28 protein-coding genes, 1 tRNA gene and 1 rRNA gene are annotated in these 26,294 nt (G+C 47.3%); 7 read left to right on the top strand and 23 right to left on the bottom strand.

The genetic code is table 11. From position 1 onward, the window contains the following. From BLQ16_RS07375 to BLQ16_RS07320, 12 genes are all read right to left on the bottom strand, one after another. Positions 1-205, bottom strand: a 16S ribosomal RNA gene (locus tag BLQ16_RS07375); the annotation flags it as partial. 300 nt (positions 206-505) lie between these two features. Further along, the gene (locus tag BLQ16_RS07370; protein WP_159428036.1) at positions 506-1,486 is read right to left on the bottom strand and encodes a DUF4097 family beta strand repeat-containing protein; all 981 of its coding nucleotides are present in this window, start codon (positions 1,484-1,486) and stop codon (positions 506-508) included. A 90-nt stretch (positions 1,487-1,576) separates the two neighbouring features. Continuing rightward, complete coding sequence (locus BLQ16_RS07365) at positions 1,577-2,956, bottom strand: sensor histidine kinase (protein ID WP_091792094.1); 1,380 nt, start codon at positions 2,954-2,956, stop codon at positions 1,577-1,579. Continuing rightward, positions 2,934-3,641 carry a response regulator transcription factor gene (locus BLQ16_RS07360; RefSeq protein ID WP_091792093.1) on the bottom strand — a complete coding sequence of 236 codons (708 nt, stop codon included), beginning with the start codon at positions 3,639-3,641 and terminating at the stop codon, positions 2,934-2,936. Before BLQ16_RS07360 ends, BLQ16_RS07365 begins: the two co-directional genes overlap by 23 nt. A gap of 31 nt (positions 3,642-3,672) precedes the next feature. Beyond that, positions 3,673-4,812 (bottom strand): glycosyltransferase, encoded by a 1,140-nt coding sequence (locus BLQ16_RS07355; RefSeq protein WP_091792092.1) that lies wholly within the window; start codon positions 4,810-4,812, stop codon positions 3,673-3,675. Between the two features lie 149 nt (positions 4,813-4,961). After that, complete coding sequence (locus BLQ16_RS07350) at positions 4,962-5,927, bottom strand: acyltransferase family protein (RefSeq protein WP_091792091.1); 966 nt, start codon at positions 5,925-5,927, stop codon at positions 4,962-4,964. Between the two features lie 234 nt (positions 5,928-6,161). After that, positions 6,162-6,554 carry a 30S ribosomal protein S9 gene (gene rpsI / locus BLQ16_RS07345; protein ID WP_091792090.1) on the bottom strand — a complete coding sequence of 131 codons (393 nt, stop codon included), beginning with the start codon at positions 6,552-6,554 and terminating at the stop codon, positions 6,162-6,164. 16 nt (positions 6,555-6,570) lie between these two features. Beyond that, positions 6,571-7,002: a 50S ribosomal protein L13 gene (gene rplM, locus BLQ16_RS07340; protein ID WP_091792089.1), complete on the bottom strand. Its 432-nt coding sequence runs from the start codon at positions 7,000-7,002 to the stop codon at positions 6,571-6,573. 223 nt (positions 7,003-7,225) lie between these two features. Continuing rightward, positions 7,226-7,984 (bottom strand): 5'/3'-nucleotidase SurE, encoded by a 759-nt coding sequence (gene surE, locus BLQ16_RS07335; RefSeq protein ID WP_091792088.1) that lies wholly within the window; start codon positions 7,982-7,984, stop codon positions 7,226-7,228. Positions 7,985-8,009: 25 nt separating this feature from the next. Beyond that, on the bottom strand, positions 8,010-8,294 hold the full coding sequence (locus BLQ16_RS07330) for a DUF503 domain-containing protein (RefSeq protein ID WP_091792087.1): 285 nt from the start codon (positions 8,292-8,294) through the stop codon (positions 8,010-8,012). Continuing rightward, entirely contained in the window at positions 8,291-9,091 is an 801-nt protein-coding gene (locus BLQ16_RS07325; protein WP_091792086.1) for a carbon-nitrogen hydrolase family protein, read from the bottom strand. Before BLQ16_RS07325 ends, BLQ16_RS07330 begins: the two co-directional genes overlap by 4 nt. A 67-nt stretch (positions 9,092-9,158) precedes the next feature. After that, entirely contained in the window at positions 9,159-9,485 is a 327-nt protein-coding gene (locus BLQ16_RS07320) for a nucleoside triphosphate pyrophosphohydrolase (RefSeq protein WP_091792085.1), read from the bottom strand. A gap of 141 nt (positions 9,486-9,626) precedes the next feature. Between BLQ16_RS07320 and BLQ16_RS07315 the strand changes: the two genes are divergently transcribed. Continuing rightward, on the top strand, positions 9,627-10,469 hold the full coding sequence (locus tag BLQ16_RS07315; RefSeq protein ID WP_159428035.1) for a metallophosphoesterase: 843 nt from the start codon (positions 9,627-9,629) through the stop codon (positions 10,467-10,469). A gap of 51 nt (positions 10,470-10,520) precedes the next feature. On the opposite strand, the gene BLQ16_RS07310 is transcribed toward BLQ16_RS07315, so the two are convergent. The 4 genes from BLQ16_RS07310 to BLQ16_RS07295 form a co-directional block, all read right to left on the bottom strand. Then, positions 10,521-11,024, bottom strand: a complete 504-nt coding sequence (locus BLQ16_RS07310; protein ID WP_091792083.1) for a CBS domain-containing protein — start codon at positions 11,022-11,024, stop codon at positions 10,521-10,523. A 266-nt stretch (positions 11,025-11,290) separates the two neighbouring features. Continuing rightward, positions 11,291-11,659 carry an ArsC/Spx/MgsR family protein gene (locus tag BLQ16_RS07305; protein ID WP_091792082.1) on the bottom strand — a complete coding sequence of 123 codons (369 nt, stop codon included), beginning with the start codon at positions 11,657-11,659 and terminating at the stop codon, positions 11,291-11,293. 32 nt (positions 11,660-11,691) lie between these two features. Further along, positions 11,692-12,519, bottom strand: coding sequence for an exodeoxyribonuclease III (locus BLQ16_RS07300; RefSeq protein ID WP_091792081.1), 828 nt, complete (start codon positions 12,517-12,519; stop codon positions 11,692-11,694). A gap of 282 nt (positions 12,520-12,801) precedes the next feature. Then, complete coding sequence (locus tag BLQ16_RS07295) at positions 12,802-14,118, bottom strand: MATE family efflux transporter (RefSeq protein WP_159428034.1); 1,317 nt, start codon at positions 14,116-14,118, stop codon at positions 12,802-12,804. Between the two features lie 548 nt (positions 14,119-14,666). Between BLQ16_RS07295 and BLQ16_RS07290 the strand changes: the two genes are divergently transcribed. Next, positions 14,667-15,173, top strand: coding sequence for an acyl-CoA thioesterase (locus BLQ16_RS07290; protein ID WP_091792079.1), 507 nt, complete (start codon positions 14,667-14,669; stop codon positions 15,171-15,173). Positions 15,174-15,240: 67 nt separating this feature from the next. On the opposite strand, the gene BLQ16_RS07285 is transcribed toward BLQ16_RS07290, so the two are convergent. Further along, complete coding sequence (locus BLQ16_RS07285; protein ID WP_091792078.1) at positions 15,241-15,834, bottom strand: nitroreductase family protein; 594 nt, start codon at positions 15,832-15,834, stop codon at positions 15,241-15,243. Positions 15,835-15,998: 164 nt separating this feature from the next. On the opposite strand from BLQ16_RS07285, the gene BLQ16_RS07280 reads away from it, so the two are divergent. Together BLQ16_RS07280 and BLQ16_RS07275 are read left to right on the top strand one after the other, a co-directional pair. After that, the gene (locus tag BLQ16_RS07280; protein WP_091792077.1) at positions 15,999-16,451 is read left to right on the top strand and encodes a nucleoside deaminase; all 453 of its coding nucleotides are present in this window, start codon (positions 15,999-16,001) and stop codon (positions 16,449-16,451) included. Positions 16,452-16,455: 4 nt separating this feature from the next. Continuing rightward, a tRNA-Ser gene (locus tag BLQ16_RS07275) sits at positions 16,456-16,542 on the top strand. Positions 16,543-16,696: 154 nt separating this feature from the next. Here the strand turns inward: BLQ16_RS07275 and cuyA are convergent. From cuyA to BLQ16_RS07245, 6 genes are all read right to left on the bottom strand, one after another. Continuing rightward, complete coding sequence (gene cuyA, locus BLQ16_RS07270; protein WP_091792098.1) at positions 16,697-17,722, bottom strand: D-cysteate sulfo-lyase; 1,026 nt, start codon at positions 17,720-17,722, stop codon at positions 16,697-16,699. Between the two features lie 16 nt (positions 17,723-17,738). Then, positions 17,739-18,389 carry a helix-turn-helix transcriptional regulator gene (locus tag BLQ16_RS07265; RefSeq protein ID WP_091792076.1) on the bottom strand — a complete coding sequence of 217 codons (651 nt, stop codon included), beginning with the start codon at positions 18,387-18,389 and terminating at the stop codon, positions 17,739-17,741. Between the two features lie 18 nt (positions 18,390-18,407). Further along, positions 18,408-19,808 (bottom strand): Na+/H+ antiporter NhaC family protein, encoded by a 1,401-nt coding sequence (locus tag BLQ16_RS07260; protein WP_091792075.1) that lies wholly within the window; start codon positions 19,806-19,808, stop codon positions 18,408-18,410. Between the two features lie 911 nt (positions 19,809-20,719). Then, complete coding sequence (gene nhaC / locus BLQ16_RS07255; protein ID WP_091792074.1) at positions 20,720-22,120, bottom strand: Na+/H+ antiporter NhaC; 1,401 nt, start codon at positions 22,118-22,120, stop codon at positions 20,720-20,722. Between the two features lie 25 nt (positions 22,121-22,145). After that, positions 22,146-23,279 carry a beta-aspartyl-peptidase gene (iadA, locus tag BLQ16_RS07250; protein WP_091792073.1) on the bottom strand — a complete coding sequence of 378 codons (1,134 nt, stop codon included), beginning with the start codon at positions 23,277-23,279 and terminating at the stop codon, positions 22,146-22,148. A 210-nt stretch (positions 23,280-23,489) separates the two neighbouring features. Beyond that, a complete protein-coding gene (locus BLQ16_RS07245; protein WP_159428033.1) occupies positions 23,490-24,149 on the bottom strand; it encodes an HAD family hydrolase in 660 nt (219 codons plus the stop codon). Positions 24,150-24,256: 107 nt separating this feature from the next. On the opposite strand from BLQ16_RS07245, the gene BLQ16_RS07240 reads away from it, so the two are divergent. The 3 genes from BLQ16_RS07240 to thiF all read left to right on the top strand — a co-directional run bounded on the left by BLQ16_RS07240 (position 24,257) and on the right by thiF (position 26,284). Further along, positions 24,257-25,285, top strand: coding sequence for a PTS sugar transporter subunit IIC (locus BLQ16_RS07240; RefSeq protein ID WP_091792071.1), 1,029 nt, complete (start codon positions 24,257-24,259; stop codon positions 25,283-25,285). A gap of 178 nt (positions 25,286-25,463) precedes the next feature. Continuing rightward, entirely contained in the window at positions 25,464-25,658 is a 195-nt protein-coding gene (thiS, locus tag BLQ16_RS07235) for a sulfur carrier protein ThiS (RefSeq protein ID WP_091792070.1), read from the top strand. Continuing rightward, positions 25,658-26,284, top strand: a complete 627-nt coding sequence (thiF, locus tag BLQ16_RS07230) for a sulfur carrier protein ThiS adenylyltransferase ThiF (protein WP_091792069.1) — start codon at positions 25,658-25,660, stop codon at positions 26,282-26,284. Before thiS ends, thiF begins: the two co-directional genes overlap by 1 nt. Positions 26,285-26,294 lie beyond the last annotated feature (10 nt).

Here is a 26,294-nt window from a genome sequence, read left to right as displayed (position 1 = left end):
AGCACTTGTAAGGTATGCGGTATTAGCAATGATTTCTCACTGTTATTCCCCACTGCTGGGCAGGTCACTCACGCGTTACTCACCCATCCGCCACTAACTCGGGAAAGGTCACTCCGAAGAGATCTCTTTCCTCCGTCCGTTCGACTTGCATGTGTTAGGCATGCCGCCAGCGTTTGTCCTGAGCCAGGATCAAACTCTCCGTGTTATACGTAAGAGCTCTAGCTCATGTTCACTTAATTCGTACGCTTGTCTGGCTGTTTAATTGTCAAAGAGCTGCCGTCTTCCTCAGAAAACGACTCATTTAGTCTAGCACACCATATTCATCCTGTCAAGCGATAACTTGCATTTTTTTACAAGTCACATCGGCTGAGCAAGATCTTGATGATGTGCTCCCTATTATAGGCGATGAAATTTGTAAATGCAAGCATGGATTGCAAGGCCAAGAAAAATAGAGCATGGTTAAGCCCTAAGGTGGTTTAACCATGCTCTGTATTTGATAGGTGTGCTATGCAGCCGAATCGGCCTGGGTGTCGGTGTAGCGATTGCGCTGGTCAACGGTGATGTGTCCATCTTTTGTTTGCAAGGTCAAGATCGTCCGCGGGTTATCTCCCACGGCGCCCTGCCAGACCCGCTTATTTTTAAGGATAACATCCGGTTTTTTCCAGAATCGCTTGTGATAATTCACTTGAACGTCTCCATCGCCGCTTGCCTTGGCGCTAATCAATAGGGACCATGGAAGGCGCTTGGTCACGGCCGTAATGTGCCCCTCGTCTGTTTTGATTTTGCTATTGCCTTTAAAATTCGGGGTGTATAAAAAGATAGACCCCTCTTTACTCTCTACGTCCAGTTGACGCATGACATTGTTGCGCAAAATCATCTCACCACTGACGCCGTCTAGCTGAAAGTCGCTTACCCGATTGTCTTCCATACGGACATTTCCCTTTTTATAGGAAATCTCTGTACAATCGGCGTTGATGTGCTTGAGGATAAGACGGCCATTGCCTTTCTTCAGGCTGAGCCCATCTGTCCGCAGGTGGTCAATATTAACATTGCCTTGGTCTCCGGTGATGCGCACATTCCGCAAATCCGTTTCAGGCAACAAAACGCGCATGGTGAGGCGGCCTTCATTGGCCCGACGATGGGTTGGCTTATATTGGATGTGTACGCGGTCTTGGTTAAGATCGGCAACGACTTTTTGATTCGTATAATTTTTGCCGTAAAGGTAAGCGGTGGGCTTCTTAACGGCGGCTGTCATGCCGACTTCCAGGTTAACATCCGGTGCATCAATGGTCAGGCGCTCAAATGACCGGGGCGATGCCGGTATTTCCAGGGTATATGGGGCTTTAACTTTTTCAAAAGCGCCGGCCGGTTTATTAAAGGTCAAGTTTAAAACGACAAAGGCGATCAATGCCAATACGGCGAGGACAAGAAAACCGATCCACAGGAACCGTGTTTTATGGAATAGTATTCTGATTCTAGCGTCCAAAGCACAACCTCCTATCATCGCAAACTTTAATTTCTCTCTAGTGTCTATTCTACACGCCAGCTTCATGGACTGCAAGCATTTACACAAAAATCAGCCTTCTTCTTCCGGCGCCTCATAGAGCGGCAAGCGAACGGTGAACGTGGTGCCCTCTCCCGGTTTGCTAGCCACTTGTATGATGCCATCATGCGCATCGACCAGACCCTTGGTGATGGCCATGCCCAAACCGCTGCCACCTGTATCGCGTGCCCGGGAGGCATCAGATCGGTAGAAACGGTCAAAGACGTGCGCCATATCCTGGGGATTCATGCCGACCCCCGTATCCTGAACAGTGAAAATGAAGTACTGGTCATCGGCACTGGCAGTCAAGGTGACCTGACCGCCGTCATCGCTGTAGCGCATGGCATTGCTGACCAAGTTTAAAACAATCTGCTTCAGCCGCTCCGAGTCGGCATAGCAATAGGGCAAGTCATCCGGGATATGAATGGCAACCCGGATATTCCGCGAGGCGGCATCCGCCTCCATGAGCACAAAAAATTCGGAGAAAAAACTTTTAAAATCAATCAAGGTCTTGGACAGCTCCAAATGCCCGGCATCCAATCGTGAAATGCTTTGTAATTCTTTGACCAGATTGCTCATGCGCAGCACTTCATCATATAGGGCGGATATTTCCTCCGGCGGTAGGGCCTCGCTGCGCAACAATTTATTTTCCAGGGTAGCCCCGATGGCGGCCAAAGGCGTCCGTAATTCGTGGCTGATATCACCGAACAGCCGAGTGCGTGCCTCGCTGTTTTTTTCAATTTCCAGTCCCATTTGGTTGAAGGCGCCGGCCAATTCACCAATTTCATCGTCAGAATAAACGGCAACCGGGACAAAGTGGTCGTTGGTGCCCATATCGCGCACATTCTTAATGAGGTCGCGCAAGGGCCGCACCATATTTTGAGATAAAATAAGGGCAATCAAGGCGGCTATTAAGTTGGTTGCTAAAATCCCCTTAATCACCGACCGGCTAACATTGCGAATGAAGCTTTCTTCCAGCACCCAAAATTTATGGTCAAAATAATCCATCGGCAGCAAGTAGCCGATGACCTTATCATTCTTTTCCAGGGGAAAGCCGTGGTTCAGCAAAGAGGCGTTAACGGTCAGCCCGATAAAGTTGCGCTGTGGGTGCACCAAGATGCGCCCGTCTTTTGAAACTAAGACGATGGGGCGTTGGTAGGCTTGCCCCAGGTAAATCGTCAAATCGGTTTCTTCGCTCACATTCAGCTGTTCAACGCCTTTCCAGCTGTTGTTGTGGCTGGTGTAATAATCCAAATAGATGTCACACCATTCGTTGATTTCCGATTGGCGCGTTTCAAACAAATATTGGTCAAAAGACCGGGTGGTGCTGTCAATGGTCAGTCCGCCAATGAGCAGCCCGCCGATGGTAACCACCGAGAGAAGGACCAGGCTAATCTTCTTTGACAGGCTCATACTTATCCCCAAACTTATACCCCAGCCCGTAAACGGTCTGAATGAATATGGGCTTTTGCGGATTGGGTTCAATCTTTTTCCGCAAATTGCTCACATGCGTATCAATAGCCCGTTCATAGCCGGCATAACTTTCGCCTAGGGTGGCGGTTAAAAGTTGTAAACGGCTGTACGGACGGCCGACATTTTCGGACAAGGTCACTAAAATGGCATACTCTGACGGCGTCAAGTCGGCAGTTTTCCCGTTCAGCCAAACTTCACGGCGGTCCAAATTAATCTTAAGCGGCCCGAAAACCCGGACATCTTCTGTGTGATCAGCGACCGGCCGGCTGCGTCGAAAAACGGCCTTGACCCGCGCGTTTAATTCACGTAAGGAAAAGGGCTTGGTGATGTAGTCATCTGCCCCCAATTCTAAGCCGAGAAGTTTATCAATTTCTTCGCTCCGGGCGGTCAACATAATAACCGGTGTGGTGTGTTCCCGACGAATTTGTTTACAAACATCGATGCCATCTATCTTAGGCAGCATTAAATCCAAAATAATCAAATCCGGTTTCTGCGCCTCAAAAACGTCCAAGGCCTGTTCACCGTCTGCTGCCTCTAATACCGCATAGCCTTGGTCTGCAAAATAATCGGCAATGTTCTGGCGGATATTCTCTTCGTCTTCCACCACTAAGATCTTTTCTTGCATGGAATCTTCCTTTCAACTGCTCAACTGGATGTCAACGGATAAAGGCCTGCTTACGCCGGTGGGCAACAGCCAAGTGATAATAGTCCAATAATTGCTGACTGCTGACCGTCCAGCTGTATTGCTCCGAATAATGGCGGGCTGCAACAGACATGGCATTGAGCCGTTCCGGATTGCGCAATTCATTGATTTTATCCATCAAATCATCGGTAGATGTAAATGATACCAGGTAGCCGGTTTTCCCGTCTTCCAGTTGCAGACGCATGGCCGGCGTATCTTGAGCCAGCACTGGTAAACCGGAGGCCATCCCCTCCAGGACGACCAGGGCCAAATCATTTTTTTCTGCAGGGTAGACCAAGACATCACAGGACGCATAGGCCGCAGCCAAGACGTCACCGGTCAAGCGACCGGTAAAGACCACCTGGTCTGCCGGGAAATGGCGGCGCAGTTTTTTGCGCATGGGCCCATTGCCGACAAGGGCCAAATGCAAATCCGGGGCCCGCTGTAATAAGGCCTTCAGACGGTCAATGTTCTTATCTTTATCTAACTTGCCGACAAAGAGCAGCAATAAATTATCTGGATGGCCACCGCTTAAACGCTGCCGCATCTCCGCATCGGCGTGACGGGGATGAAAGGTCGTTGTCGAAACGCCCGGCTTAATACAGGCCACCCGGTCAAAACCCTTGGCGCGAAGCCGCTCCCGCTGTGCCAAAGATATTGCCAAATTAATATCGGCACAATTGTGGCACCGTTTAGCCACCTTCCAGTATAGCTGGCGGCAGCTCGACCCGCAAAAACGGTGGGTCCGAAACCAGGCTGCCGCATCAAAATGATGACTCATCACCAAAGGAATCCCCAGCTGCCGTGCAGTCAGGGCCCCACAGGCACCGAATAAGGACGCATTGACAATGTGAATCACATCCGGCTCCTGTTCATAAATCAAACGCCGTAATACGGACGCCACGCTCAGCCAGCGCAATTGCCCCAACATGGGAAACCGGTGGCGCCCCAGCGCAATGACCTCAGCCCCTTCAAATACCCTCGTTTGTCCCGTTGATGTTAACACCGTTACATCGTGACCGGCTTGTTTCAAATACCGTATCGCCTCCACGATACGTGTTGCAACGCCGTTTATGGAAGGATAGAAGATCTCAGTAACAATGATAATTTTCATTTCTATCGCTCCTACCAAAAAGTAAAAACATGTTTCCGGCGCGCCATAAACGGCTTCCGGTCACATTTAAGTATAGCAAAAGGCGCCTGTAACAACAATCATCGGAAAAGTTACAAAGACACCTTTCAACTATTTTTCAGTAAGCTCCCTCATCGTCCAACCCCGCCGGCTAAAAGCGACTTCGCTGCCGGAATCAGCCGGTCCCTTACCAGCAAATGGTAGAGGCGCGTCAAGGCCATGGACAGGGCAAAAGATACCCCTGTAACGCCAATGATGAGTGGCCAGCTGGGCAAATGGTAGGCCTGCAGCGCATGATGAATCAGGTAAATAATCATCGGATGGAGCAAATACACGCCCAGTTGTTCTTTAGAATGATAATGAATGTGCTTGGCAAGATTGTAAAAAAATAATCCGCCGGTGACAGCCAGCCCCAAAACGTAGAAGTCCTGCACCACTGGAGGCCATTCCCGCCCACCGGCAGTGTAAAATACTAGGGCAAAGGCCAACCCTGCCGTCAGCCAAATTGCCGGGCGGCAATTAAAGCGCTTGCCAAAGACCTCTCCAATCTGGAAATAGATAATGTTCGGCCCCAAACAATTGATTGGCAGAGCCGGGTGGATGAAGAACACCAGCCCCGCCGCCAGCAGTTTGAGCCATTTGGGCATATGAAGCGCATCGCAAAGCCGGTTTAAAACAAAGATGCAAAAAAGCGCATGGGCATACCACACATGCCGTAAATTATAATTAAAGACAAAATCCCGCCAGGTCAGAGGTGTGTAATAGCCCAAATACAGCAGCGTCGGAATCATAAGACTGATGAAGACTGCCATGCTCGGTAATAAGAGCCGCTTGACCTTTTTCCAAATGAAAGCACCACAGCCCTTTCCTGGACGATAAACCATACCTGCCAGCATGAAGAAGAGCGGCATATGAAAGCTATAAATAGCGCGGGCCATGGGACCTGCCCCGGGTACAGCAACAGGGACCATGTTGAACAGCGACGGGCAGGCCGGATCGTAAAAAAGCAGAACATGCCCCAGCACCACTAACCAAAGGGTCGCAAACTTAACCCCGTCAATGCTTAAATCACGTTTGGCTCGGTTATTAAGGCTCATGGCCGCCCTCCTTTCCCAATTATTTTAGCACATCAGCTCAATTTTTACAGATATGGCTTGCGCCAATCGACAAAATCTTATGCCAAGAAGCCCTCCGGGACCATGCCGCCCTTACAAGGCGCTGGCAAGAGGCACAAGAGGGCTCAACCCCACCCCTCCATCTCCAGCCTCCGGGAAAGCAAAAACACCCTCAGCCGAAAACGGCCGAGGGTGTCTGTGTTGGAAAAATACTGGTTAACGTTTGGAGAATTGCGGTGCTCTACGGGCCTTCTTAAGACCGTATTTATGACGTTCTTTCATGCGAGAATCGCGGGTCAAGAAGCCAGCACGTTTTAACGGCAGACGGTAGTCCGGATCTGCTTCCAACAGTGCGCGGGCAATGCCCATGCGGATGGCGCCGGCTTGGCCGGTGCTGCCGCCGCCGGTGGCGTTGACACGCACATCGAAACGACCTGTGGTTTCAGTCAGTTCCAGCGGTTGACGAACAATCATTTCCAGCGTTTTTTTGCCGAAATACGCTGCCATGTCTTTACCGTTGATGGTTACATTGCCATTGCCGGGAACAAGGTAGACCCGTGCAACAGAGCTTTTGCGACGGCCTGTGCCGTAATATTGAATCTGAGCCATTTGAGTCCTCCTGTTCTTATTTGTCTAAAACAATCGGCTGTTGTGCAGCATGCGGATGTTCAGCACCATCGTAAACTTTCAGTTTACCGAACATTTTGCGGCCGAGACGGTTGTGCGGCAGCATGCCTTTAACGGTGCGTTCAAACATAAAGGACGGTTTGCGTTGTTTCAAATCCCCGTAGGTGGTGGATTTTAAGCCACCCGGGTAACCACTGTGATGGTGGTATTTCTTTTGGCTTTCTTTTTTACCCGTCAAGACAACGTCTTTTGCATTGATAACGATAACATAGTCACCGCAATCAACATTCGGGGTAAAAGTAGGTTTATGTTTGCCGCGTAAGATAGCTGCCACTTGAGTGGCTACGCGACCTAAAGGTTTGCCTGCGGCATCGATGACATACCATTTACGATCGACCTCGCCGGCTTTGGCCATGTAGGTTGTACGCATTGTTTATCCTCCTTATACGGAATCTCATGTGTGTTCGTGACTATTCACCATGTGATCCGGGGCTCTGGATCTGTCATCGGTGGTAATCATACCGCATTATTATATGCCGTTGCCCATAGATTGTCAAGGGAAAATAGAGACTTTATCTCCAATTGATAAAGATTTCCCGTCAAAATCCTTGGGCGCATCATCTTTTGCGGTGGCTGACCCTTGCCTCAGCCCTTTAAGACTGCAGCCATTCCTCTAAAAGCAGCATCTCATCTTCGGAACTGACAATTTGCGATAAAGGTGAAAGGGTAGCGTAACCTTGACGCACATAGTGTAGGTCTGTCTCAACGGTCAGTTGCTCCGGATAGCGGTTGCAAATGCGGATGTACTCAACATCGCCAGCTGTGCCGACCCATTCGTATTCATCGGTGATGTGGGCATCGCAATTGATCACTTTCAAGCCAACCAGGTCTGCATGGGGCCTGGCGGGGGTGTTTACACTGAGAACCGTTCGGCTGTGGTAAAATTCGTCCGGCAAAATATCCAGCAATTGGAGCAAGACCTCCGCCGCGGTATCAAAGAAGACCTGCCGGCCCGATATCTGCGCCGATAGGGCAATGGCGGGTTTTTCCAACCGTGCTGCCTCTAAAGCAGCGCTGACCGTTCCCGAATAGGGCACGTCTCCGCCCACGTTTACACCGTAATTGATGCCCGATAGGACCAAGTCCACATCTTCCAGCAAGTACCGCAAGCCGACGCGCACACAATCGGCCGGCGTGCCGTCAACGCTGAAGGTCGGCGTCATCAACGTAGGGATTTGCACGTGTTTGAGGGCCATGGACCGAAAAAGTGTTATGGCGCGACTTTTCCCGCTTTGTTCCACTTCCGGCGCAATAATGCTCAAGCGATGATCGGTTTTTTCAATGATGTGACGGGCCAAGGTTGCAAGGCCGGGCGCAAAAACGCCATCATCATTGGTCAGTAAAATATGCATACCTGTCTCCTTTTCTTTGCTGCCTTTACAGTAGAAAAATACGGTCTTGAACGCGAATATCTCCCGGCCAGTTCAAATCGGCGTGGTTGATGATATCGTCCATCGAGCGGTCGGCTTGGGCATCGCTGCCGGCCAGCCCGGCAATCCCGATCAAGGCCACCTGCCATTTATCTCGATCGCCCACTTCCAAAACAGACACATTGTAATGTCGTTTAAGCGAGGCCTTTAGGCTTTCCAAAGGCATCCGCTTTTCTTTTAAACTTTCCGCCATCGGGAGCGTTCCCTGTAATTCCAAGTAAAAAAGGGTCATCGGCGCGCCTCCCGGAGGGGGATTTGTGTCCGGACCGCCTGTAAGCTGCTTTTGTCGATCCTTGCCAGGCGAAGACCGGCCTCCGTCCCCAAATCATGCTCAATTGTCGCCCAGGGGTTGACCACCATGGAATGGGCCCAGCTGGTGTAGCCGCTGTCAAGGCGACGGGCCGGCGCGCAGGCCAAGGTCCAGGCTTGCGCGTCCATGGCCCGCGCCCGCAGCAAGAGCGACCAATGCATCGGCCCGGTGGTGGGGTTAAAGGCCGCCGGATAAATCAGGCACTCCGCCCCGGCGGCGCACATGTCTGCCGCTTGCTCGGGAAAGCGCATATCAAAGCAAATGCCGACGCCAAAGGTCCAGCCCAGGGCGCTAAAGGTCGTACTGGATGCCCCCGAGGTGAGCACATCCGACTCCTTAAAGTATTGTCCGCCGGGCACATCAATATCAAACAGGTGGCGCTTCCGGTGAAAGGCCAGGAGGGCGCCGCTTTCATCATAAACAAAGCAGGTGTTGTAAATGCGGTCTTGGGCGTCTTTTTCAGCAATCGAGCCGCCGACAACCACCATGCCCGTCTCCCGGGCCACCCGGCGCAAGAGGGTGCAGCTGGCCCCCTCAGTATCCTCGGCGTAGTCGGCAAAAACAGCCGTATCATAGGGCGTATTCCACATTTCCGGCAATACCGCCAATTGAGCCCCCTCTGCCGCTGCCTGACGCAAGGCGGCCTCAGCCCTTTGCAAATTAGCCGCCTTATCTGTAACGACAGGCATTTGAATCAAGGCAACTTTAAGTGTGTCCATACAGATCCTCCATCTTTTCTTGACCCTTTATTGACATAAAAGAAGCGACGTACCGGCGGCACGTCGCTTATCTGGTTTCATGAATCTCCTGCAATAAAAATTTTTTCTTAAAGCCACCGCGCAGGGCCCGTTTGTCCCGTCGAATTTTTTCCAAATCCTGAAACTGCATATCATGCGCTTCACAGATGGCATAAATGACTTCCAGCACATCTGCCAGCTTGTCAACATCCTTGCTGATCTGGTACTCCACCAGTTCTTCATCCAGCTTTTCATCTAAGGCCTCTAAAAAGGCCTTGTCATCATCAATCACCGTATGGACACACTGATCGCCCCCGGCCACAATGGCTTCCGGCACCCGGTCGCGCACCAATTTATTGTAAATTCGTTTATCCATAAACGCACCTCTTTTTTCAAAAGTCAGTTTACTTTTTTTCAGTATACCATATTCTGCGTCATTGCAACAGGAAATCTAGCGTCTTGACATGATTTTACCCCAATGATAGCATCATCTTATACAGGATATGGAGGTGAGGACATGCGCATCGGATTTATCGGCGATTTGCACATTGATTACAACACACACCACGATTTTTTAACCGCTTTGGCAGAGGCATGTAACTGTCTCAAGCTGGACACCATTGTTTTCTGCGGCGACACCCTGACCGGGGCCGAACAAGCCTTGACCTTTTACGCCAAGCTGCGCAGTCGAACAAACACAAAAGTCCTGCAAATTCCCGGCAACCATGAGCTCTATTGCCTGCCTGAGCAAAGTAAAAACAAGCTCTGCCTCGACGCCGATGAGTATATGGACCTCATGTTAAACGATGAGCGCACGTCTTTGTTTAAGAACCCCATTGTTCACGGCCAATGGTGCATCATCGGCGGTCCAAGCTGGTATGACTACTCCCTCCACCGCAATTACAGGCGGATGGACGCCCTGGCCAAGCGTCGCTTTTTACACCGCAATCCTGAGTATAAGTACTTGCAGGATAAAAAAGAAAGCCCCTTTATCAACGAAAAAATAACCGCCAAAAGCCTAATGCTCATGGAGCGACAATTGCGCACCATTCGCGAACGGGAAAATGGCAAGCACTATAAGATCTGCTCTGTCATCCACATGCTGCCCCTGGCGGAGATGTATAAAAGCAGCCACGTCTGGGCGACCACTGTTGCCTTCATGGGCAGCAAATACTACGCCGAGTTATATGAAACCTACGGCGTGGACCTCTGCATTTGCGCCCACTCACACATTCGCCGCAGCTTGACGAAAAACGGCACCACCTACGTCAACGTCTCCCTCGGGCATAATTTTAAATGGAAGCATAAAACCAACCTATACAGCGAACTGCTGGAAACCATCTATGTTTTGGAAATCTAAAGGGACCCCCTTTCACTAGAGCAAGCCTCTAGCGAAAAGGGGGTCCTTTATTTAATTTGTTGAAGCCTCATCTGTCCCATGCGCCGCCTGACCCGTCAAATAATCATATAAATAACGTACCACCGTTGACCGGCTCAAGACGCCCACAACCCGGTTATCCGTATCCACCACGGGCATTTTTTTGATTTGCTTCTTGCCTAAAAACCGGCACGCCTCTTCACAGGTATCGTGTTCTTGCACCGTAATAACCTTCCGCGTTGCCAGCGATAGCACCTTTGTGTTCTGCAGTTCTTCCGTCAGGGCCTTATTTTTTTCTAAATCATGGTCTGTCAGCGCTGCCAAGCTTTCTGCAAATAAGGGGTCATGCCGCTTGCCTAATTTAAACAAGTAGGCCATTAAATCGCCATCCGATACAAACCCGGCCAAACGATGGGCCTCGTCTAAAATCGGCACACCGGAAATATTTTTATCCACCATATAGCGCATCGTTTCCGCCACATCGGCAGCAGTCGTCACAAAGTAAACCTCTTTTTCCATAATGTTTGAAACTTCCATGTGATCATTCCTCCAATGCAATCAGCCTTACCTGTAGTCTACCCTATTTTGCAAAGGATGAACATCATTTTTTAGTTCCTCTTAATGTTATACTTTAAATCCAATGAAAAATGACCCCTGGTTTTCTGCTGGAACATGTTAACGAAAACACGCCATAACAAGAAAACCATGCGTCATTCTTCTTAAGTTAACAAAAAAGCGACCCTTGCTAAATTTTCCAACCCTTGGTCCTATTTTAAGGCACCTTACGAAAAACCGGTCCCAGCCTAAAGGCCTTCAAGATACTCCTTAACCTGCCGACCGACGTAGACCGATGCGCCCGCCAGTAAAATCGGTCGTTTGATCAGCATCCCTTCTGAAGCCAAAAGGGCAAAGGCGGCCTCATCCGCTAAGGTAGGCAGGACGTCTTTAAGCTTTCTTTCGCGATAAATGCGCCCGGACGTGTTAAAGAATTTTTTAATGGCCAGCCCGGAGTGGCCTTGCCACTGCTTCAGTTCTTCAGCTGTCGGCGTCTCCGTATCAATGGGCCGATACCGGTAGTCTATCCCCTTGGACTGGAGAAGCTTTTCAACCGCACGGCAGGTGGAGCATTTGCGGTATCCAATTAAAACAAAAGGTAACTGTTTATCTGCCATAAGGGCCTCCCTTTCTCATTACCACCGACCATTTATTGGCGGATATCTAAAAGAATCGGCGTATGGTCTTGCCGGTCACCTGAAGAAATCATTTCAGAGGCTATGATCTGCTGCTTCAAGCGGTCACTAACCAGGAAGTAATCAATTCTCCAGCCGGAATTGTTAATTTTGCTGGTCTTAACCCGTTGCGCCCACCAGGTGTAGGCCCCAGTGACATCCCCATGCAGGTGGCGAAAAGAATCTATGAAGCCCTGGTCTAAAAGCGCTGAAAAGCCTTCCCGTTCTTCATCGGTAAAGCCCGGCGACCGTCGATTGGCTGCTGGATTGGCCAAATCAATCTCCCGGTGGGCCACATTAAAATCCCCCGTGGCAATCACCGGTTTTTCTTGATCCAAGTTAGACAGGTAGGCCGCATATTTTTCATCCCAGACTTGCCGTTCCGATAAGCGAACCAAGCCGTTGCCTGCATTGGGCGTATAAACCTGGTTAAAGTAAAAGTCCTCAAATTCTAAAGTAATCAACCGGCCTTCCAAGTCCATGGGCACCGGGGCCCCAATAGTCGGGTAGGAGACCTTAGGCGAAAGGGTCTCTTTATAAAGGACCATATTGCCTGCATACCCCTTGCGAGCCGGTTCTTGAGAGCTAACCCAGGCATAAGTATAATCCGGAAAAAGATTGGCCAGGGCTTCCCGGTGCTTGGCCGTCGGACCTGTCGCCGAGAGCTTTGTCTCCTGAATGGCAATAACATCCGCATTTGCCTCTTGGATGGTGTCCAGCACCGCCCGTGAAAGCTCCGCCCGAGCAGACGACCCGGTTAAAGCCGCATTGAGTGAATCAATATTCCAAGAAATAAACCGCATTTCATCACATCTTTCCATGACAAACTGTCAAATACTTTTTATTGACCGCACAACCTAGCACAATACTGCAAATTCATATATAACCGCTCCCGCGCTTATCAAACAAAATCAGCACAGCCACCAAGCTCCCCCGACTCCGGAAGGCTTGGTGGCTGTGTTCACCGGTGACCTTGTGACAAGATTTCCCCTGTCTTTTATCGCTTTATCTGCCCTATTTCGGGTTTGCTTCTGTTGCTGCTCATTTAATTTTTTGTTGCCGTTGGATTGTAAATACGAAATGTCCTATACCTGAGCCAATTGGCTCCGCCGATAAAGGCCCCAGAAGACCAGGCAGGTCAAGCTTTCCGCCACAGGCGTCGTCAACCATACACCGGTCAAACCAAAGCCCATGCCCATGAGGATGACCAAGGGGAGGGGGAACAGCAAGGCGCGGCACAGGCAAAGGATCACCGAAGGCCTTGCATCGGTCACAGCGGCCAAGGCGTTGACCGCCAAAATATTCAACCCCATCGGAATAAAGGCCAAATAATAAAGGCGAAGGCCGGGCGTGGCCAAGGCCGCCAAGACCTCATTGCCTTGCGTATTGAAAAAGGCCACAATCTGCGGCGCAAAAAGTTCCCCTACAGCGACAATCGCCACCGATACCAGAAAAATAGTCCGCAACCCCCAATGCCAGAGTCGTTTAACAGCGGCCTTATCCCCCCGGCCGAAATACAGGGAGAGCAGAGGCTGCACCCCTTGGGCAATACCGGTTAAAATATAGATGATGACCACGCCCGTGTTGAGCAAAATGCTGTAGGCGGATACCGCCAATGCATTGGCAATGACCAAGATGGTGCGGTTGAAGGCATAGATTGAAATCCCGTTGGACACATCGCTGATAAAGGCCGGCAAACCGGTGCGCACAATATGCGGCAAGCCCGACCATTTGGGCTGAAAAGGCCGCAAGTATAGGTAGCGGTCATCTTTCAGAAAATGAAGGGCCACCACCGAGAGAGAGCTTAACGGCGACGCCCCCGTCGCCAAGGCGGCTCCATCCAAGCCCATGGCCAAGGGTCCCATTAAGAGCCAATCAAAAAAAATATTGACCAGGTTACCCACCAGCATGGCTGCCATGGCCAAGCGTGGGCTACCATCATTGCGTAAGGTCGCCAAAAAGACCTGGAACACGACGAAAACCAAGGTAAAGCTGACCAAATACGACAGATAATCCCGCAAATAGAAGAAGATCTGTCCTTGGGCCCCCATTAACCGGCACCAGTCATCACGAAAAAGCCAAAACAGAGCCGTAATCAGCAGCGCATAAATAATCCCTGCTGCCAGTGCCGTCTGCGCATAGCAAGTGGCCTGTTTGAACTGTCGCCGGCCGATGGAAATGGAAAACAGTGTCGCCGAACCGATGCCCAAAAGAATCCCCGGCCCAGTGATGGCCAAATAAAATACCGGCCAGGCCAAGGACAGGGCCGCCAGGCCATCGGCGCCAATGTAATAGGCAATAAAAAATGTATCCGCTAAAATATACAGGGAAAAGCCCAGCATGGCAATCGCATTCAAACTGACATAGTGGGTAAAATCACGCCTGAGCTCCTTTGTCGCCATGCCGCTGCCTCCTTTGCACCAAATAGGATAAGGCCGCCTCTTTGATGCAAAAGGCGGTTTCTTACATGAATTTATCTTAGCCATGGCATTTTTACTTGTCAAGGCAGAAAAAGTCTAAGCCCCACCGGCTTAACCGGCCGATCGCACCATCCCTAAAAAGGAAAAGGCCGCCTGCCCTGAAATGATCAGCACGGCATCTTATCCTGCTCGCCTGCAACCGGAGTGATACGCCCTTTAAAGGCCCCCGCTATACTAGCTTGCAAGAAGGTCCTCGTCTATTTGTCTTATTTCCCCATTTATTTCATGCCAAGGCCACTGAGGTCAAGGCCAATATGATGGTTACAATTCCACCAGGTATGTGATAGACTTTTATTATTCATTTGAATTTGTCTCTTTGTTTGGATAGGGTGGTTGGTGCCCCTCTTATCTTAACATCTGAGGCTTCTTGACCCTCACCGGTATAGCCGGTGGTTTTTTGTTTGCCCCTTTTCTTTTGGCAAGCCGAGGCTCAAGTAAGGCAAAAATATAAACTCTTTTGGAGGCGTCTTATGGCTCTTTATCGAAACATCAGCACCAGAGAATTCTATTACCAGGTCACCGCCGCCGACATGAACCCCAATCAAACCATGCACGGCGGCGTCATCATGACCTACATGGACGATGCCACCGGTACCTGCTGCCACAGTTGGGCCAACCAGGGCAAGACCGACCGGCAGCACGGCAAGAAAGTCTTCACCGCCGCTTTCCACGACATTCGCTTTTTACAATCGCCACTCTTGGACGATTTGATCCGCTTCACCGCAACTATCATCGACACCGGCAGCAGCTCCATGGACGCCATCGTCTACGGTGAAATTGTTCCGGAACAAGGCCCGGCGATTCTTGCCGCCATTGGCTTTGTCACCTATGTCGCCGTTTATCCTGATGGCAGCAAGGCCCAGGTGCCGCCACTGGCAAAGTCCACAGAAACTGCCTGCCAGTACGCCCGCATTGCTGAGCAAATCCGCCAACAGTCAAAAGCAGTCACCACCGCCATCAAAGTCCTTAACGCCTAATGGCCAAAGGGCCCGCTGCCCCAAAATAAAAAAGCCCTACGCATGCGCAGAGCTTGAACCAATATGTCTATGCCCGAACCGTCAACAACTCATCCGTCTCCCGCGGTTCCGGTAGGCTCCCGGGAAGGCCGAAGGGCATTTGCCCGATCAACTCCCAATCTGACGGAATATCAAAAGCCTCGGCTACCGCTTCATCAATCAGCGGATTGTAATGCTGAATATTGGCCGCAATGCCTTCTCCGGCCAGCGCCGTCCAAACCGATTGTAAGAGGACGCCCTGGACCTGATCCGCCCAGCGCGGAAAGTTATGCGCATAAGTCGGATATTTTTCCTGTAAGTCTGTGATCTTCTGGGGTAAATTATAATACAGAATCGTGCCGTAACCGGCCGCAAAGCCCTCTATCTTTGCCTCCGTCGCTTTAAAGGCCTCCGCATCATTGACCACCCGGCGCAAGGTTTCGCGAACAATTTCCCACAGTTTTTTATGCCGATCACCCAGCAATAAAACCAAGCGCCCACTCTGGACATTCATCGGCGATGGCGCCGCTTCCGCAACCGTCTTAAGCAATGCCTGCAATGCCGCATCTGAAATCGGCAATTTAGGCGTTAAATCATAATTAGAACGACGCCAAAGCATCGCTTCCTTTACCTCTTTAGCCATGCTATTCCTCCTATCCTATGTGACCACGCCACCCTAAAAACATCTCAGGGGCATGTTTTGCAAATCAGCTTACAGTCAAACATATACCCATCCGTATCAGCCTTGAAACTTGACAAAAAAATCATCCTTCGCTATGATATTACGGAACTCTCAGGAGGGGCCTTATGAGCAAGCATCTACAATTCTTAAACGAAGCCATCATAGAAGCGGAAAAATCCCTTCTCAGCGGCGATGTTCCCGTCGGTTGCGTCATTGTCCTGCGAGATCAAATCATCGCACGTGCCCATAATTTGCGCGAAGCCCACCATGACCCCACCGCCCACGCGGAAATCATCGCCCTCCGAGAAGCCGGAAAAGCACTCGGCAGCTGGCAATTAAAGGATTGTGACCTTTACGTCACCCATGAACCTTGCCCCATGTGCGCCGGCGCCCTGGTCATGGCCCGCATCCACACCCTTTACTACGGCTGCGATGAACCCAAAACCGGCGCCTGCGGCAGTTGCCTCAACCTGGTTCAGTTTCCCGGTTTCCCCCACAACGTTCACATCGTTGGTCCATTGGCACAAGAAAAATGCGCCGCATTAACCCGTCGCTTTTTTGCAGCAAAGCGCAGATAATTTTGGAGAGTTGTCCGAGCGGTTGAAGGTGCGACACTCGAAATGTCGTGTACCCGAGAGGGTACCCAGGGTTCGAATCCCTGACTCTCCGTAAAAAGAATTAGCATCACACATAAGCGCGCCTATTTGCCGAAATTCAGCAAATAGGCGCGCTTTATTATATGATTTTTTACCAGCGTTGCAGGTAGTTAATAAATTTCTCAATAGATGAAAAATCATAAAAATTTCTGCAAACGCATATTGATTTACCGATTATTCCATTCTAAAGTATTCCCATTAATTACTTCTGTATAGCTATAAAGAGCCGGGGACCCACCAGTATGAAGGAATAAAACATCACTGCCTTGTGCGAAATATCCCTTTCTAATCAAATCAATGAAACCTGACATTGCTTTGCCCGTGTATACAGGATCTAATAAAATACCTTCTGTTTTGGCCAACATATTAACCGCTTCAACCATTGCCTTTGTAGGAAGTGAATAACCGTCACCAACATAATCATCAAATACTGTTACTTTACTTTTCGCTATTTCAAAGTTCAAGTTTAATTTTTTTATTAGTTTTTGCGTTAAACCATGCACAACTTTTTCTTGAACATCTTTTTTTCTATTTACACTAATGCCCACGATAGGCATCTCCATACGATTGCCTTCCATGCCCACAAGTAATCCTGCATGTGTTCCAGCACTTCCACTTGCACAAACTAGCGAATCAAAGGTTAATCCTTGTTCAAACATTTGCCCCATAATTTCTTGAGCACATGAAACATATCCTAAAGCACCGATTTCATTCGAACCGCCACCAGGAATAATATACGGCCGCTTTCCGCAAGATTTTAATTCCTCAGCTAGCTCCTCCATCGCTTGCATCATATCGCTTCCGCCATCCACCACTTTATATCCATCAGCGCCTAATAAGCGATAAAGAAAGTTGTTCCCATTTGCATCTTTATTATAAGAATTTTTAACACGTTCTTCTAAAACTAAATGACAAGCCAGCCCTTCTTTAACTGCTGCAGCTAACGTTAGTCGGCAGTGATTCGATTGTACAGCTCCACAAGTAATAATTGTATCTGCACCCTTCTGCAACGCATCAGCCATAAGGAATTCTAATTTTCTTGTTTTATTGCCACCAGCTGTCAGCCCTAATAAATCATCCCTCTTGATATAGATGTTTACAACATCTCCTAAAGCTTTACTAAAATGTGGCAAATATTCAATAGGAGTGTTGCCATAAGTATATCTTTTTCTCGGAAATTGAGCTAAATTCATGATTTCATCCTCCATATCATTTTCCATAAGTTTTTTCTGCTTTAATTTCATCCAAATAATTATACACTGTATATTTTGATATTTTTAATTTTGAAGCTACACGCTCAACACTCCCTTTCATTAGAAAAATACCTTTATTTTGCAACCTAGATACTACCTTCAACTTATCTTCTTTTTGCATGAATTCAACGGTTACCTGGCTATCGGAAATCGCTTCATCAATTAGTCTTTCTGTCACAAAAGGAATATCAATATCACTTTTATCAACAATTTCCTTTTCTATAACCTTGGTATTGTTTTTATTAAGGAAACTCTCGAAATACTTGATTACTAAATTTAAATAGGTTGGATCTATTAAAATACAAAAACATCCATAGACCCCTTGTTCATCTGATAAAAAAATACTCAAAGATCTTAATATTTTACCATTTTTTGTCTTCATATCCGTTATTAAATATCGAGATCTTTCTTCCGGTTTTTTAGATAATTCATTTATGATAATATTTGTAGTCGCTTCACCTATTTTCCGTTGCGTTAAATTGCCCTTAATATATACGATCGAACTATTTGGTTTTCTTAGATCATGAATGACGATTTCAGAGATATCTCCCCAAAATTCATATAAAGCATCCGCAAATACCACATATTGAGATAACCTCGAATCCATTGACCTCTCCTTTTTAATTTAAGACTTAATATTTGTATTGTTAGCATATTGTCTATTCCATCCAGTAACAACCGAAACTATTAAAACGATTAACAACGCCCAGCAATAAGGATTAAGTAAAGCTGCTGAAATTAAGGGTTTTGTGACATTCCATGTATCTGCCGTTGAACTTAATGTACTATACCAGACTATAACTGCTATATGCCAAGGTAATATGAAAAATAAAGTACATACAGAACAGTCCATTAAATTCGCTTTCCGAGCAGGAGCAAGATTATATTTTTCTCCAAGAGGTTTTACAATGCTAGGCCCAACTAAAAGAATAGCTGGTGCGTTGGCTGCAATGGGAATAGAGGCAAGGAGAGAAACCATTATGATAGTCGCTTCTGCTTGACGAACCGATTTTGCGACTGTTCTAGAAGCAAAATTTAGAAACTGTGCCATAATTCCTGAATCCACCAGCACTTGTGTGATGGCTAAAATAAAAAGTGTAAATATGATTGGACCCGAGACTCCAGCAATGCCATCTTCTATTAGACCAGTGCTCTCACCACGTGTCTCGGGCAGAGAAAACAATGTGCTTAATTTTAAGCATCCATTAAGTAAGCCAAAAATCACCGCACTTAAATTTCCATATATTAAAGCCTCAATAATATGACGTTCTTTTAAGGCAGCAAATATTACAATAAAAAAGCTCAGAAAAACAAGTAGGCCTTGTGGCGCTACTTCAACTTTCATAGAAGGTACGGGCTCAACCGATCCGCCTCCGCCAAAAAGCAAAAATATAATGAGAGAAATAGCCGCTGCACATAAAGCCAATGGAAGTCTACTTTTTACGACTTCTTTCATTGTGGCTCCTTGAGTATAAGCAGAAACAATAGTGGTATCAGATATAGGCGCCACATTATCCCCAAAAGCCGCTCCAGCTAGAACAGCTACGGCTAACCATAAGGGATCACTTCCTAAGTAAACACCTGCTGGATATAATACCGGAATCAGAGATAATACCGTTCCCGTTGATGTTCCTGTTCCCATCGAAAAAAGCATAGCTGAAATAAAAGTAAGGGCCGTAAACAGACTTCCTGTAACATGAAAGTTTAAGCCAAACCACAATAAGCCAGAAACCAGACCGCCTGCTACCATTAGTTTACCTAAAATTCCCGCAAATAGCCAAGCCATAATGACTACCATACCGTTTTGATTTCTCAAACCTCGCAAAATCGAATTGCAATAATCTGTTTTTTCTTTTGCTAAAAACAGACCCGCAACTAATGCAAACCATCCGCCAACCCAAAAAGCTGTAATACTACCTTTTTCCATTACGGATAAGTAGATTAAAACTGTTACAAAAACAATTAAGGGTGCAATTCCACCAAAAACACCACCATACATTTGAAGCTTTTTGTGATCTTTTCCCATGAAGATCTTCCTTTCAAAATCCACTCGAACTTTAAACGCCTTTTTATTGTTCTCATTTGGAGCATCTTTACAATATTTTCACTCAGGGAAACTTAATAGCGTTTTATCTTCTTCAAAATACTGCTAAAATCTGTAAAGGCTAAATTTTCTGAATTTTATTCATTTGAAATGATATGCTTATTAGATGTGAATATACGTATATCTAAAGCAATCTCTCCTACAAAAAGCAGGTCATAAACACTCCATCTTCAGAAATCTTCCATTCAATCTCTTTATATTCATTTCTATTTTTTATTTATATCAATGACGCTCTACTATACTCGACGCATTCCTGCACTTTAATCTTATAGGTATAATTAATTACCTCCTTCATAAAACCAACCGTTATTCTTAGCCTCTTAAATTTGAACACACCAGCCATTTTACTTTTAATATATAAAACACCTCCTTATTATTTCCAATTTTTTCATGATTTATTTAATAAAAGTATTCCCGCCTCCCTTATAGATTTTATTTCTTTTTTTTATAATACTATCACCAGGCGTTTTGTTTGTCAATATTTTTTATATGTTAAAATTTTTTTGTAATTAAAATTCTTGTTGTGAAATATTTTTCAAAAAGAAAAGACATATTCTTTTTGATGTACTCGTCTTGAGGAAAGCCCGTACATCTAAAAAGAATATGTCTATGTCTTATGATTATTTCTTGGCAAGAAATAAAAGTTATATTTAATATCATCCACATTCAAAGTGAGACTATAACAAAGATTTGCCGTTCTAAGAAAAGTTACCGAGATCAATTTGATTTACCCAATATTCTCAAAGAGTATTGAGCAATTTATTTCTGAAACTTAATTATTATTACTATAGCATGCCACAAGCCTGGCCTTTTAATACACCCATAGTCTATATTTACTGTCTTTTTACGACAAGCTTAGTCATGGCAATACCAGTAATCCCCAAGAAAAGAGAAATTAACGGATCTATCCAGTTCAAAAATGCATAAGGTAAGTACTCTAAATACTCCACTCCTAACATCCCCATAATAAAAACTGCATTTGTTGACCAAGGTATTAACGCAGCCCCCAATGTCCCACAATCTTCTATAATACGTGATAAGTTTTCAGGTCGAAGATTAAATTTCTGGAAAAAGTCCTCCATTAATGTACCTGTAATAACTGCCGAAAAGTGCATTGAACCTGAAATAGCTGAGCTAAAATAACTAACAATCATTGTTGAAAAAACTAAACGAGGAATACTTTTAATTCCTTTAGATAATCCTTCCAAAATGACATGAAGAACGCCCGTCTCACGCATCATGCCACCCAAACCTAAGGCAAAAAGCATTAAGGCTATAGTGCTCATCATGCTAGAAATACCACCACGTTTTAGAAAAGAAATCATTAATTCATCATTTGTTTCCGGTTCAAACCCCATCCAAACTGAGCTCAAAACAGTTTGAATATCAAATCCTTGATAAAGTACAGCTATTACCAAACCCACTATGGCACCTATTAAAACAGAAAAAACAGCCGATACTCTTTTAAAAATCATTATTAAGACTACTAAAGCAGGGAGTAAAGTCACCCAGGAAATTTTAAAGATAGAATTAAAACCATTTAATATTGCATTAATATCCCCATGGTCAAATCCACTACCAGCATATTTAAAGCCTAGAAATGTATATAAAATACATGCAATAATCATTGCAGGGCCGGTAGTGTATAGCATATGTCTAATATGAGTGAATACTGGGACCTTGCAAACCGCAGCAGCCAAGAGTGTACTATCAGATAAAGGGGACATTTTGTCACCAAAATAGGACCCTGATATAATCGCCCCGGCCGTTAAGCCCACCGGAATCCCTAATCCAAGGCCAACGCCTAACATGGATAAGCCAACCGTTCCCATAGTTGTCCAACTTGATCCTGTTGCTGTAGATGTAATCGCACATATTAAGGCTGTTGTTAACAAAAAGAATTGTGGTGAGATAACCTTGAGCCCCGCATAAATAATGGTGGGCACTGTACCAGCGCTAATCCATGCAGCAATTAATACACCAACCGCTGCCATCAAAATTGTTGCCTGTAGAGCCTGATGAATCATTCGAAAGGCAGCAGCTTCCAAGTCTTCAAATCGCCAGCCCAATCGAAATGCAAAAAGTCCAAATACGACCCAAGCCAAAAGCATTAGCGATTGAATATTGGCTTTAAATACAATAAGACCAACGGCCATTAGCACAACAATAGTCCCAATTGATATTAAAGCAAAACCAAAACTTGGTTTTTTATATTCTTTTATAGTGTCACTCATAATCTTCCTATCCTCCTATAAACACTTAAATATCTTTATTTTTATAAATACATTTCCCTCGGGCAATAACGGAGTGTATACTTAAATCTTTCCTTAACAAAAGAATATCTGCATCCATCCCTTCAGCAATTTTACCTTTCTTATCCAGTCCTAATCGTACTGCGGGATTGCATGTTATTAGCTTTAAAGCCCCTTCTAATGGCAATATTTTTTCCTGTACAATAATTTTAAATTCTTCATATAAGCTATTTAAGCTTGAAGCACTCATACCAATAATAGACCCATCAATACCATATTCTGCTGCGCTACCATTCCCATCACTAGATAGGGTCAAGTTTGACAGCGGCAACTTTTTATCTACATATCTTTTGACGGCCTCACTCGCTGTTAATGTGTCTGCATGAAGATTTTTTGAAGTTAAACCTGTAGAAATATCCATATTGGCACCCTTATTTACTAAAAGTAATCCATCCTGATATACTTCTTCTGAGCGGTTGAGGTGGGTAGCCGTAATATGGGCAGCTAAATGAGGTCTATCTTCTGAAATGCGACGTAAAATAGAAAGTCTCTCCATTTCATCGCCAATATGTATATGCAACTGAAAAATTTTATTGCGGAGCATTCCTCCAACCCGCACATCAGATAAAATTCTTTCAATTTCTATTCTTTCAGGATAACTGGATCGATGATCAGCTAACGAAAGCTTGACACCATGAACTTCAGGTATTAGAAAGATATCCTTACGTATATTTCCCGTCAAGGTTGGCGACGGAAAGTTATACCCTCCTGTATAAATAACTGCGCTAACACCTTCTTCTGTCAAACCACGAGCTTTTCCAAGCAAATTTTCTAAAGAGCGGGTCACTGTATCTGTCCCTAAAAGACCACCCACTGTCGTTATCCCTGCATCTAGCATCGCTTGTATGCTTAATTCAGGAGTTCGTGAAGCCATACCAGCTTCGCCCCCTGCACCAGTGATATGTACGTGTAAATCAATAAATCCTGGCACTATAATTAGATTTTCACCATCAATAATTTCTGTTAGTGGTCCATAGGGTTTGCCTTTGTCCACTGCAACAATTTTTTCATCTGAAATATAAATAGTCTGCTTACCAATTGCTTCTGGTGTATAAACATCTGCACCATAAATACAATACATCAATATCCCTCCTTATTTTATTTTCATAAAAGCCAAGTAATATCTGCTCAACTTTATACGGGAAATTATAGAGCAAAACATCAAGGCAAGCAAACAAATGACCCTACCCCATCTCCACAAACGTCCCCATGACGCCAAAAAAACCGACCGGAAATTTTCTTCGCCGGTCGGCTTTTCTTGTGCTATACTTGACTCGTCTTATGCAGATGGTTAAAAGGAATCTTCCAGCAAGGCGGGCCATTGACTGGCCTTTTGGCAGTAATAGCGGGCGGCCTTTTTGAGGCGGGGGAGGTCGTAGGCGTAGGCGTCATCGTAAACGGCGACGACTTGGAAGCCGGCTTGGGCGGCGCTTTCGGCGGCGTGGGGAGCGTCTTCAAAGACATAGCAAGTTTCAGGGGCGCTGCCGCCCAGGTCTTGTAGGCATTTGAGGTAGACACTGGGGCCTTCTTTTTTGGTCATGCCGACTTCTCCACAGGTACGAACGGTGTCGATATAGGGGGAGATGTTCAGGCGGTTGAGGACCAGTTCGACCAAGCTGCGCTCGTTGGCGGTGGCAATGGCCATGCGGACCCCGGCGGCTTTGAAGGCGACGAGGGCTTCGGCCACGCCGTCTTTCAAGGGGACTTTTTCAGCGTAGGCCTGCCAGGCAATTTCTTGAATTTCCCGATGAACGGCTTCTGTGCTTTCAGGCAATTGGTAGGCCTCTTTCAGATAGGTGGCGGCTTGAACGATGGTCATTTTATGAAAAAGACGGGTCATGTCGCCTAAGGGGGGCAATTGCCGCCGTTCGCGAAAGGTCTGCCCGACGTCACGCCACAGGGGCATTGAATCAATAAGGGTGCCGTCCATGTCAAAGATGGCGTATTGCATGTTGTTCATTCCTTCCCATTTGTAGGGTCTTATTTTTATCTATTTAATCACGTAACGTTCATTGTACAGGATTTGGCGTATTTCGCAAGAAAGGACTGAGAATTTACATGGCAAAATCATATCCCGTGCGCGATTATATTACGAATGTCTTAAACGGCATGGCGTGGGGGCTGTTTTCTTCTCTTCTAATCGGACTGATTATTAAGCAGATTGGGACCTTGGCCGGACTGGAAATTTTGGTGGACATCGGCAATGTGGCCCAACGCCTGATGGGCCCGGCCATCGGGGTCGGGGTGGCCTATGTCCTGCGGGCACCGGCCTTGGTGGTGATGAGCTGCGCCACGGTGGGCACCATCGGGGCGGGGACGCTGGTCTTTGCGGACGGGACGGCAACGGCGGTCATCGGTGAGCCGGTCGGGGCTTTTGTGGCGGCCCTGGTGGCGGCAGAGGTTGGCCGGCGCGTGGCAGGCAAGACGAGTGTGGACATTGTCCTGGTACCGCTGGTAACAATTGTTACCGGCGGGATGACAGGCATTTATCTTTCGCCTTTTTTTGCGGCAATGATGAAGAGTCTCGGGGCCCTGATCAATACGGCAACAGAATTGCAACCGATTCCCATGGGCATTGCGGTGGCGGTCTTGATGGGGATGATTTTAACCCTGCCCATTTCATCCGCAGCCCTGGCGATTGCGCTGAACTTAAGCGGCCTGGCGGCCGGTGCGGCAACGGTCGGCTGTGCCGCGAATATGATCGGCTTTGCGGCGATTTCTTTTAAAGAGAATGGCATCGGCGGATTTATTGCCCAAGGGATCGGCACGAGTATGCTCCAGGTGCCGAACATCATTCGCAACCCCTGGATCTGGCTGCCAGCGATTGTTTCCTCGGCTATTTTAGGGCCCATTTCAACGGCCCTTTTGGGCATGACCTCCAGCGCCGCCGGCGCAGGGATGGGGACCAGCGGCTTGGTGGGTCAGTTTGCCATGCTGGAAGTGATGGGTCACTCACCGGAGGTGCTCTTGCAAATAGCGGTGATGCACTTCATCGCACCGGCAATGATTTCCGTCCTGGTGGCCAAATGGATGACCCGCCGAGGCATCATCAAGGCAGGCGATTTAACCTTAAGTAAAATGGACTGATTGCCCCGCACCCCTTGACATGGGTATAAAAGGCGCCTATACTAGTTATCAGCCGGGGTGCACATGCTGAGATTAAACCCGTAGAACCTGTTGGTTAGTACCAATAGGGAGCAAATCTGTCTGACAGACCGGCGAAGGCCGGTCTTTTTTCATGGGTTCGTTCTGAAAGGAGGCGCACATGTTTGTAAATGGTAAAGAGATGCCCTTGGAGGCGCCATGTTCTGTCACAGACCTGGTCCAATCTCTGGGCTATGATGCGTCACGAATTGCTATCTTGCTGAACGGAACGGTCCTGCCCAAAGAGGCTTTCGCAACGACGGAAGTGTCTGCCGCGGACAAGCTGGAAATCGTTCAATTTGTAGGTGGCGGCTGATGTTGGCGGAGGAATTAAAGGCCATTCGCATCGCCCGCCACGGGCAAGAGGCCACAGAGAAGCTGGCAGCAGCCAGCATCGGGATTGCCGGCCTGGGCGGTTTGGGCTCGCATATTGCCATGGCGCTGGCCCGTATGGGCGTTGGGCATATGGTTTTGGCGGATTTTGACCGCGTTGATTTATCCAATATTCAGCGGCAAAATTACACCCTCGCCCAGGTGGGCGAGTTGAAAACCGCCGCCACCGCTGCCAACCTGATGGCCGTTCACCCGACCTTAGCGCTAAGCTTGTACGACCACCGTTTAACGCCGGACAACATTCCGGCGCTGTTCGGCCAGTGTGACATTGTCTGTGAAGCCTTTGACGACAGCGAACAAAAAGCCATGCTGGTGACCAGCTTGCTGACGAATACGGCTGTAAGGATCATTGCCAATTCAGGCATGGCAGGCTGTGCCAGCGGCAATTTGATCCAAAGCCGCAAGCGGTTTGACAGGCTTTGGCTCTGCGGCGACGGTGAAAGCGATGTTGCGACAGACGGTCATCTCTACGCGCCGCGGGTGGCCCTGTGCGCCAACCACGCCGCCTTACTCGTTTTACGCCTGGTTTTAGGCTATGATCAGCCTTAAAGGAGGAGAA

The sequence above is a fragment of the Peptococcus niger genome, from assembly GCF_900101835.1.
GTDB classification, from domain to species: Bacteria; Bacillota; Peptococcia; order Peptococcales; family Peptococcaceae; genus Peptococcus; species Peptococcus niger.
This window is presented reverse-complemented; position numbering and strand designations above follow the sequence as displayed.